Here is a 9,589-nt window from a genome sequence, read left to right on the forward strand (position 1 = left end):
CCGCGTGAGCCTCGCGCCCCGGCCCACCACCCTGCCCGTGCCCCGGCGCCGCCGGTCGGGCCCCGACGTCGTCGCGCCGGCACCCGGAGCTCTCCGGGAGGCCCTGCGGGTCGCGTCCGCCGGCACCGAGCTCGACGCCGCGCAGGCCGAGGTGCTCCTGCACGCCCGCGGCGAGGACCTGCGCGAGCTCATGGGACCGGCCCGCGCCGTGCGCGACGCGGCCCTCGCCGCCGCGGGCCGGCCCGGGGTCGTCAGCTACTCCCGCAAGGTCTTCGTGCCCGTCACCCGGCTCTGCCGGGACCGCTGCCACTACTGCACCTTCGTGACCGTGCCGCACCGCCTCGAGCAGCTGTACCTCTCGCCCGACGACGTCCTGGCCATCGCGCGCGACGGTGCGGCGGCGGGCTGCAAGGAGGTCCTGTTCACCCTGGGCGACGCGCCCGAGGACCGCTGGCCGCAGGCGCGGGCGTGGCTGGACGAGCGCGGGTACGCGAGCACGCTCGACTACGTCCGCGCCCTCTCGGTGCTCGTGCTCGAGGAGACGGGCCTGCTGCCCCACCTCAACCCGGGGGTCATGCTCCACGACGACCTGCTGCGCCTGCGCGACGTCGCCCCCTCGATGGGCATGATGCTCGAGACGACCGCCACGCGGCTGTGGAGCGAGCCCGGCGGCGTGCACTTCGGCTCCCCCGACAAAGACCCCGCGCTGCGGCTGCGCGTCCTCGCCGACGCCGGGCGGGCCGCGGTGCCCTTCACGACGGGGATCCTCGTGGGCATCGGGGAGACGCCCGCCGAGCGCGTCGAGTCCATCCTCGCGATCCGCGACGTGGCCCGGGAGTTCGGCCACGTGCAGGAGGTCATCGTGCAGAACTTCCGCGCGAAGGACGACACGGCCATGCGGGGGGCCGACGACCTGGGGCACGAGGAGTACCTGGCGACGCTGGCCGTCTCCCGCCTGCTGCTCGGCCCGGACGTCTCCCTGCAGTCCCCGCCGAACCTGTCCGACCCGGTGCAGCGCTCGGAGCTGCTGGACGCCGGGGTCGACGACTGGGGCGGCGTGTCGCCCCTGACCCCCGACCACGTGAACCCCGAACGCCCCTGGCCGCAGATCGACGACCTCGCGAGCACCACGGCCGCCGCGGGGCTGCAGCTCGCGGAGCGGCTCACGGCCCACCCGCGGTTCGTGCTCGACGCGCTCGGCGGCGGCACGCGGTGGATCGACCCCGCGCTGCACGAGCAGGTGGCGGCCCTGGCCGACCCGGGCACGGGCCTCGCCCTCCCCGGTGCGGTCCCGCTGCCGCGGCGCCCCGAGCTCGTCAGGAGCTGAGCGGAGCGGACGGCCGGAACGGCGCCGGGTCGAAGGTCCCGTTGCGCTCGGCGAAGGACCGCCCCGACGCGGGCCACAGCAGCGTCTGACGGCCGCTGCGCTCGTCGACGTACCAGCTGCGGCACCCGCCGCGCAGCCACACCGTGCGGGCGCTGAGCGCGTCGACCTCGCGCGTGTAGGCGCGTTCCGCGGCGCGCGAGACCTCCAGCGGCCCCGGTTCGTGCGCCAGGTGGTCCAGGGCCCCGAGCACGTAGCCGATCTGCGTCTCGATCATGTGCACCGCGGAGTTGTGGCCCAGGCTCGCGTTGGGGCCGTCGAGGACGAACATGTTGGGGAACCCGTGCACGACGGTCGAGGCGAAGGAGACCATGCCCTCCGCCCAGTGCTGGGCCAGGCGCAGGCCCTCGCGGCCCCGCACGCGGGCCGCGAACGGCGGGGTGGTGGACAGGAACCCGGTGGCCAGGACGAGCGCGTCGAGGGCGTGCCGGGCACCGTTCGCGGCGACGCCTGCGCCGGCCTCGAGACGTTGCAGCGCAGCCGGTTCGAGGACGACACCGGGACGCTGCAGAGCCGGGTAGTAGTCGTCGGAGAGCAGCACGCGCTTGCAGCCCACCTCGTAGTCCGGGGTCAGCCGGGCGCGCAGCACCGGGTCGGGGACCTGGGCCGCGAGGTGGTCCAGCGCCCGCCGCCGCAGCTGCTCGACCTCGGGACCGGCCGCCTGGCGCGCGGCGATGCCCTCGTCGAAGCGCTCGAACAGCTCGGCGCGCAGGCGCCGCCCCAGCGCCGGGTCGGCGGTGAACGCGCGGCGCTCGGCCGGCGTGTAGGCCCGGTCCTGGCGCGGGAGGACGTAGGGAGCGCTGCGCTGGAACACCACGACGCCCGCGGCCGCGCGGGCGAGCGCCGGGACGATCTGCACCGCCGACGCGCCCGTACCCACCACGCCGACCCGCCGGCCCGCGAAGCGGTCGCCGTCGGCCCAGCGCGAGGAGTGCACGACCTCGCCGCCGAAGTCCGCGAGCCCCTCGACGTCGGGCCGCCGCGGCTCGGACAGCCGCCCCACCGCGATGACCAGCGTCCGGGCGCGCCAGTCCCCCACCGTGCTGCGCACGCGCCACGCGGTGCCGTCCCACGCGGCGTCGAGGACCTCGGCGCCCGTGCGCAGGTGCGGCAGGACGCCCTCGGTGCGCGCGCAGTCGCGCAGGTACTGCTGGATCTCGGCCCCGGGGGCGAACACGCGCGACCAGTCGGGCTTGGGGGCGAAGGAGAACGAGTACAGGTGCGAGGGGATGTCGCACGCGACCCCCGGGTAGGTGTTGTCCCGCCAGGTGCCGCCGAGGTCGGCGCCGCGCTCCAGGACCACGTAGGACTCGCGCCCGCGCCGGGCCAGCCGCACGGCCGTGCCGATCCCCGCGAAGCCCGCGCCCACGACGACGACGTCGACGACCCGCTCGGTCGCCGGCCCCGTCCCCCGCGGTGCCGCCTCGCTCACGCCCGCGCCGCGAGGCGGCCGGGCGGGACCTCGCCGTAGGCGGTCGTGCGCTGCCGCGGCGTGCGGCCGAGGCCGGCGGCGAGGCGCTCGACGTCGTCCGGCGCGAGGACCCGGCCCGCCTCGGGACCCGCGGACGGCAGCAGCCGCCCGTCCAGCAGGAGCCCCCCGGCGTCGTCGGCGCCGCCCGCCAGGACCTGCGCCGCGAGCTCCAGCCCGAGCTTCGGCCAGGCCGCCTGCACGTGCGCGATGCGCCCGTGCAGGACCAGCCGGGCGACGGCGTGGACCGCGCGCGACTCGCGGGCGCCGGGGCCGCGCCGCGCCCCGCGCGGCAGGGGGCCGGGCGGCAGCGCCCCGTTCACGCCGTCGACGAAGGGCATGGGGATGAACTCCGTGAAACCCCCGGTCCGCTCCTGCAGCGCCGCGAGCGTGCGCAGGTGGGCGACCTGCTGCGCGGGGGACTCCACCGAGCCGTAGACCATCGTCGCGGTGGACGTGAGGCCCGCCTCGTGCGCCGTGGCGACGAGGTCGAGCCACTGCGCGACGGGCAGGTCCGGGCCGCCGTTGAGCAGCGTGCGGACCTCGTCGTCGAGGATCCGCGCCGCCGTTCCGGGGACCGACCCGAGGCCCGCCGCGCGCGCGGCGAGCAGGAACTCCCGCGGGGTGGACCCCCGGCGCCGGGCGGCGTCGGCGACCTCGGCCGGCCGGAACGCGTGCACGTGCACGTCCGGTGCGGCGGACCGGACCAGCCTGACGAGGTCGAGGTAGCCGTCGTCGGGGGCGTCGACCGGCAGCCGCCCCTGCACGCACACCTCGGTGGCGCCCAGGGCGACCGCCTCCTGCACGAGCGAGACCGTCAGCCCGCGGGCCTGCGGGGCGCCGACCACGGCGGTGTCGAGGTTGCGGTTGACGACGTAGGTCAGGTCGTCGCCCACGGCGTCGTGCCGGACCGCGTCGGCCAGCGCGCAGAGCTCCTCGAGGTCGCCGCCGTCGGCGCCCAGCAGCGCGACGTACCCGGCGTCGTCGAGACCCGCCGGGTCCCGCCGCGCCGCGCGCAGGGCCGCGGCCACCGCGGTGGACGGGCTGCTCTCCCAGGGGTCCTCCGGCACCCCCGCAGGCTATGTCAGGCCGTGGGGCCCCGCCCGGGCCCTCCCGCGGGCCGCGGCTCAGCCGGTGACGCCGACGCGGTCGAGGTAGGCGTTGGTGAACGTGCCGCCGGGGTCGTGGCGGGCCACGAGGGCGCGGAAGTCGTCGAAGCGCGGGTACAGCGACGCGAGCTCCAGCGCGTCGGCCACGAACAGCTCGCCCCCGTGCGGCCGGGCGCCCAGCCCCGCGAGCGCCGCCTCGACGTCGGCCAGCGCGGCCAGCACCTCGGGTTCGCGCCGCCGGAACGTGACGTGGACCGCCACCGTGTCGCGACCCTGCGCCGGGGACAGCCACTGGTCGTCGGCGGCCACCGTCCTGATCTCGCACATGTGCAGCAGCCCGGAGATCCGCGGCCCCAGCGCCCGCAGCGCCTCGATCGCGTCGACGGCGTCCTCCCGGCCGACGAGGTACTCGACCTGCAGCTCCTCGCCGTCGCCGGGCGCGGAGCTGAACCGGAAGTGCGGCAGCCGCTCGTGCCACGGGCCCGGCACGCCCAGCTGCTCGGTCGCGGTGCGCACGTCGACCTCGGGCAGCGGGTGCAGGGGGGTGCTCGCGCGGGTGGCGCCGAACAGCTCGTGCGGCGCGTCCGGGGACACGCCCGTCCGCGTCGTCAGCCACACCTGCGTGGTGTCGGGCCCGCTCCAGTCGGTGTCCGCGAACTCCTCCTCGCCCGCGGCGACCCGGCGCAGCGCGCCGTCCGCGCCGAGGACCTCCAGGGCGCGCACCGCGGCGGCGAGGCCCTGGGAGGCGTCGCCGGAGCCGTGCGTCCCGGTCGCCACGCCCCCGGCGACCGGGATGTGCGGAAGGGAGGCCACGGCCTCGAGCGCGAAACCCCGCGCGTGCAGCTCCCGCGCCAGCACGCCGCAGCTCGTGCCGCCGCTGACCCGGACGGTCCGGGCGGCCGCGTCGACGTCGATCTCCGTCGGCAGGTGCTCGAGGGACACCAGGTCGCCCGGGGAGTCGGCGACGTCGTCGAAGGAGTGGCGGGTGCCCAGCGCGCACCCGGCGCGAGCCCGCGACGAGCGCGGCCAGCTCGTCCACCGACGTCGGCCGGTGCAGCCGCTCCGCGCCGTACGTCAGGTCGCCGGCCCAGTTGGCGCCGGGGGCCTGCGGTGCGGCGGGCGTCGGGGCGCTCACGCCCTCACGCTGACCCGCAGCACGCCACGAGGGCGGCCCCCCTGCCGGGGAACCGCCCTCGTGGTCGTGCTGGTCGTGCGGTGGTGCAGGTGGGGCTGGACTCAGAAGTCCATGCCGCCCATGCCGCCGTCGCCACCGGCGGGGGCCGCGGAGGCCTTCTCCGGCTTGTCGGCGATGACGGCCTCGGTCGTCAGGAAGAGCGCCGCGATCGAGGCGGCGTTCTGCAGCGCGGAGCGCGTCACCTTGACCGGGTCGTTGATCCCGGCGTCAAGCAGGTCGACGTACTCGCCGGTCGCGGCGTTGAGGCCGTGGCCGGAGGGCAGGTTGCGGACCTTCTCGGCCACGACGCCACCCTCGAGACCCGCGTTGATCGCGATCTGCTTGAGCGGCGCCTCGATGGCCACCTTGACGATGTTCGCGCCCGTGGCCTCGTCACCGACGAGCTCGAGCTTCTCGAACGCGAGCACCCCGGCCTGGATGAGGGCGACGCCACCACCGGCGACGATCCCCTCCTCCACGGCGGCCTTGGCGTTGCGCACCGCGTCCTCGATGCGGTGCTTGCGCTCCTTGAGCTCGACCTCGGTCGCCGCACCCGCCTTGATGACGGCCACGCCGCCGGCGAGCTTGGCGAGACGCTCCTGGAGCTTCTCGCGGTCGTAGTCGGAGTCGCTGCGCTCGATCTCGGCGCGGATCTGCGCGACGCGGCCGGCGATGGCGTCGGCGTCGCCGGCACCCTCGACGATCGTCGTCTCGTCCTTGGTGACGACGACCTTGCGGGCGCGGCCGAGCAGGTCGAGCTCCGCGGTGTCGAGCTTGAGCCCGACCTCCTCGGAGATCGGCTGGCCGCCCGTGAGGATGGCGATGTCGCCGAGCATGGCCTTGCGGCGGTCGCCGAAGCCGGGGGCCTTGACGGCCACGGACTTGAACGTGCCGCGGATCTTGTTCACGACCAGGGTCGCGAGGGCCTCGCCCTCGACGTCCTCGGCGATGATGACGAGCGGCTTGCCCGACTGCATGACCTTCTCCAGCAGCGGGAGCAGGTCCTTCACGGTCGAGATCTTGGAGTTGAGGATGAGGATGTAGGGGTCCTCGAGCTCAGCTTCCTGGCGCTCGGCGTCGGTGACGAAGTAGGGCGAGATGTAGCCCTTGTCGAAGCGCATGCCCTCGGTGAGCTCGAGCTCGAGCCCGAAGGTGTTGCTCTCCTCGACGGTGATGACGCCTTCCTTGCCCACCTTGTCGAGGGCCTCGGCGATGAGCTCACCGATGGAGGCGTCCCCGGCGGAGATCCCCGCGGTGGCGGCGATCTGCTCCTTGGTGGTGACCTCCTTGGCGGCGGCCAGGAGCTGCTCGGTCACGGCCTCGACGGCCTTCTCGATGCCCTTCTTCAGGCCCAGCGGGTTGGCGCCGGCGGCCACGTTGCGCAGCCCCTCGCGCACGAGCGCCTGCGCCAGGACGGTCGCGGTCGTCGTGCCGTCACCGGCGACGTCGTCCGTCTTCTTCGCGACCTCCTTGACGAGCTCGGCCCCGATCTTCTCGTACGCGTCCTCGAGCTCGATCTCCTTGGCGATGCTCACACCATCGTTGGTGATGGTGGGGGCGCCCCACTTCTTCTCCAGGACGACGTTGCGGCCTCGCGGCCCCAGCGTGACCTTGACAGCGTCGGCGAGCTGGTTCATGCCGCGCTCGAGGCCGCGACGGGCCTCCTCGTCGAAGGCGATGATCTTGCTCATGCCTGGTGTTCCTCCCAGCGGACGGGTGGTGGCCGGACCGGTGCCCGCGACGGACGGCCTGCCGCGCGCGGGGTCACGTCCCCCGCGGGCGGCGGGCCTCACCGGACCGACCGGGAGATCTGACTCCCGGGTCGAGTGCTAGCTCGTGCTGTCACTCTCCACACGAGAGTGCCAGCACTGATGTTGGCACTCGACGGGGGCGAGTGCAAACCCCCGGCGGGTCCGGACGCACGACGGCACCGCCCCGCGCGTGCGGGACGGTGCCGTCGTGGCGTGCTGCGCTGTCGCTGTGGTGCCGGGGCCCCCGTGGCCTCAGACGCCTGGCCTCAGACGCCTGGCCTCAGACGCCGCGGACGTTCTCGGCCTGCGGACCCTTCTGCCCCTGCCCGACGTCGAACTCGACGCGCTGACCCTCCTCGAGGGAGCGGTAGCCGTCGGCGACGATCGCGGAGTAGTGGACGAAGACGTCGGCGCCGCCGTCGTCCTGGGTGATGAACCCGAAGCCCTTCTCGGAGTTGAACCACTTCACGGTGCCCTGAGCCATTGCGTTCTCCATGTGGTGCAGCGAGCGGAAGACGCCACCGGCCGCACCGGGGGCGGGTCTCACGCTGCCCGCGGCCGCAGGGCCGTGGGCGACGCCCGGCGCCGACGTGCTCGCCTGACTGATCGACCGGTCCACAGGTTAGTGCGGCGGGACCCCCGGGGGACAGGGATCCGGACGATCACCTGCGCCCGGCGATCACGCGTCTGCGGCCGGCACGGCCTCAGACGAGACGGCCCACCAGGCCGGTGACGGTCGCGACCACCCCGCCGAGCAGCTGCACGGCGACGAGGGCGAGCACCGCGGCGAGGAGCAGCCACAGCAGCACGAGCAGCAGGACCCCCGCGGGGCCGCGGCGCGTGCGGTGCGCCCCGCGGCGCGCGGGGAGCCGGCGCGAGCTCAGGGCTGGACGCCCAGCCGGCGCGCGGAGCGGGCGCGCTGGCGGCTGGTCCGCATGCGGCGCAGCCGCTTCACGAGCATCGGGTCGTGGCGCAGGGCCTCGGGGGTGTCGATGAGGGCGTTGAGCAGCTGGTAGTAGCGCGTCGGGGACAGGTCGAACAGCTCCCGCACCGCCTGCTCCTTGGCGCCCGCGTACTTCCACCACTGCCGCTCGAAGGCGAGGATCTCCGCGTCGCGGCGGCTCAGCCCGTCGGGGACCTCTCCGGCGCCGTCCCGGTGCCGGCCGGTGCCGCCCGTCGTGGTGCCGTCGGTCGCGGAGCCACCGTCGGCCCCGGAGCCGGGGGCGTCCTGCCCTCCGTGCCCCGCCTGCGCGGCCGCTGCCGCGTCCGAGAAGTCCATCGCGTGCCTCCGCTCCCTGGTGCCGCAGGCCACTGTAGGCAGTGGACTACACGCGTGTCATTCACCGGGTGCGCGCGTCGGGGCGCGGGTAGCGTCGGCGCCCGTGCCACCCGACCCTCGCACCCCACCGACCCCACCCGGCGCGCCGCGGCCGACGCCGGAGGACCCGGCGGGCCTCGGGATCGACGACCTGGACCCGGGCTGGGCCGCCGCGCTGCACGAGGTCCTGCCCGACCTGCGGGCCCTGTCGGCGCGGCTCGCGGCGGAGGAGCAGCCGTGGCTGCCCGCGCCCCACCACGTCCTGCGCGCCTTCCGCCAGCCGTTCGCCGACGTGCGGGTGCTGCTGGTCGGCCAGGACCCCTACCCCACGCCCGGGCACCCGGTCGGGCTGTCCTTCTCCGTCGAGGAGCACGTGCGACCGCTGCCGCGCAGCCTGGTCAACGTGCACCGCGAGCTGGCCGCGGACACCGGCCTGCTGCCGCCGCCGCACGGCGACCTGAGCGCCTGGACGCGCTCGGGGGTGCTGCTGCTCAACCGCGTGCTGACGGTCCGCGCGGGGGCGTCGGGCTCCCACCGGCGCCGGGGGTGGGAGCGCGTCACGGACGCCGCCGTGCGCGCGCTGGCGGCCCGCGGCACGCCGTTCGTCGCCCTGCTGTGGGGCCGCGACGCCCAGACGGTGCGACCGCTGCTGGGCGACGTCCCGGTCGTCGAGGGCGTGCACCCGAGCCCGCTGTCGGCCTCGCGGGGGTTCTTCGGCTCCCGCCCCTTCACCCGCGTCGACGCGCTGCTGCGCGCCGAGGGCGGCGAGGGCGTGGACTGGCGGCTCTGACCGCCGCCCCCCTACCCGGCGGCGGCCCGCGCGGCGGCCGCCGGCGGCGAGAAGCGGCCCCGGGCGTGCGCGACGAGGATCGCGATCATCACGAGACCCGCGAGCACGGCCAGCGCCTCCGCGGCGCGCGCGACGCCGAGCGCCCCGAGCAGCAGGCCGACGGCCCCCAGGCCGGCCACGGCCGCCCCGAGGCGCAGGAAGACCCGCTCCCGGAAGGCCCAGGCGAACGGCACGAAGTGCAGCCCCACGACGAGGGCGATCAGCGCCGGGCGCAGCTCGCCGCGGCCCAGCGCCGTCAGCGCGCGCGACCCGAGGGCGATGAGGGCCAGCTCGCCGACGACGCACGCGCCGTAGGCCGCCAGAGCGGCGGGCCGCGGGCGGGCGAGTGGCCCCAGCGCCACGGGCCGGACGTAGTGCGCCACGAGGGCGGCGAGGACGCCGGCACCCGCGGCGAGCCACGCCACCGTCGTCACGACGGGCCCCAGGACGGGTGCGTAGCTCCCCACGAACACGAGCCCCCCGGCCAGGCCGACGAGGCTGCCCCAGCGTCGCGGGTCCACCGCGACCGGGGGCTCGCCCACGGCGGGACCGTGGC

The 9,589-nt window shown here is 75.9% G+C and carries 8 protein-coding genes and 1 pseudogene; 2 read left to right on the top strand and 7 right to left on the bottom strand.

The window, feature by feature from the left end; genetic code table 11:
* Nucleotides 1–37: 37 nt before the first annotated feature.
* A pseudogene (cofG, locus tag GTR02_RS16255) lies at nt 38–1,291 on the top strand (7,8-didemethyl-8-hydroxy-5-deazariboflavin synthase CofG); the annotation flags it as partial.
* A 25-nt stretch (nt 1,292–1,316) separates the two neighbouring features.
* Here the strand turns inward: cofG and GTR02_RS16260 are convergent.
* From GTR02_RS16260 to GTR02_RS23350, 6 genes are all read right to left on the bottom strand, one after another.
* Nucleotides 1,317–2,816, bottom strand: a complete 1,500-nt coding sequence (locus GTR02_RS16260) for an FAD-dependent oxidoreductase (protein ID WP_166608542.1) — start codon at nt 2,814–2,816, stop codon at nt 1,317–1,319.
* Nucleotides 2,813–3,922 (bottom strand): FO synthase, encoded by a 1,110-nt coding sequence (locus GTR02_RS16265; protein WP_166608543.1) that lies wholly within the window; start codon nt 3,920–3,922, stop codon nt 2,813–2,815. The genes GTR02_RS16260 and GTR02_RS16265 overlap by 4 nt, the downstream gene beginning before the upstream one ends.
* A 57-nt stretch (nt 3,923–3,979) precedes the next feature.
* Nucleotides 3,980–4,903, bottom strand: coding sequence for a D-arabinono-1,4-lactone oxidase (locus tag GTR02_RS16270; RefSeq protein ID WP_338073865.1), 924 nt, complete (start codon nt 4,901–4,903; stop codon nt 3,980–3,982).
* Nucleotides 4,904–5,197: 294 nt separating this feature from the next.
* The gene (gene groL, locus GTR02_RS16275) at nt 5,198–6,826 is read right to left on the bottom strand and encodes a chaperonin GroEL (protein ID WP_166608544.1); all 1,629 of its coding nucleotides are present in this window, start codon (nt 6,824–6,826) and stop codon (nt 5,198–5,200) included.
* A 340-nt stretch (nt 6,827–7,166) separates the two neighbouring features.
* Nucleotides 7,167–7,370 (bottom strand): transcription antiterminator/RNA stability regulator CspE, encoded by a 204-nt coding sequence (cspE, locus tag GTR02_RS16280; RefSeq protein ID WP_166608545.1) that lies wholly within the window; start codon nt 7,368–7,370, stop codon nt 7,167–7,169.
* A 396-nt stretch (nt 7,371–7,766) separates the two neighbouring features.
* The gene (locus GTR02_RS23350) at nt 7,767–8,165 is read right to left on the bottom strand and encodes a DUF3263 domain-containing protein (protein ID WP_166608546.1); all 399 of its coding nucleotides are present in this window, start codon (nt 8,163–8,165) and stop codon (nt 7,767–7,769) included.
* A gap of 181 nt (nt 8,166–8,346) precedes the next feature.
* Between GTR02_RS23350 and GTR02_RS16290 the strand changes: the two genes are divergently transcribed.
* Complete coding sequence (locus GTR02_RS16290; protein ID WP_166608549.1) at nt 8,347–8,994, top strand: uracil-DNA glycosylase; 648 nt, start codon at nt 8,347–8,349, stop codon at nt 8,992–8,994.
* An 11-nt stretch (nt 8,995–9,005) separates the two neighbouring features.
* Here GTR02_RS16290 and GTR02_RS16295 read toward each other — a convergent pair.
* A partial coding sequence (locus GTR02_RS16295; protein ID WP_205709433.1) for a hypothetical protein occupies nt 9,006–9,589 on the bottom strand: 584 nt, incomplete at its 5' end.

The organism is Kineococcus siccus, from assembly GCF_009906795.1.
In the GTDB taxonomy this organism is placed as follows: domain Bacteria; phylum Actinomycetota; class Actinomycetes; order Actinomycetales; family Kineococcaceae; genus Kineococcus; species Kineococcus siccus.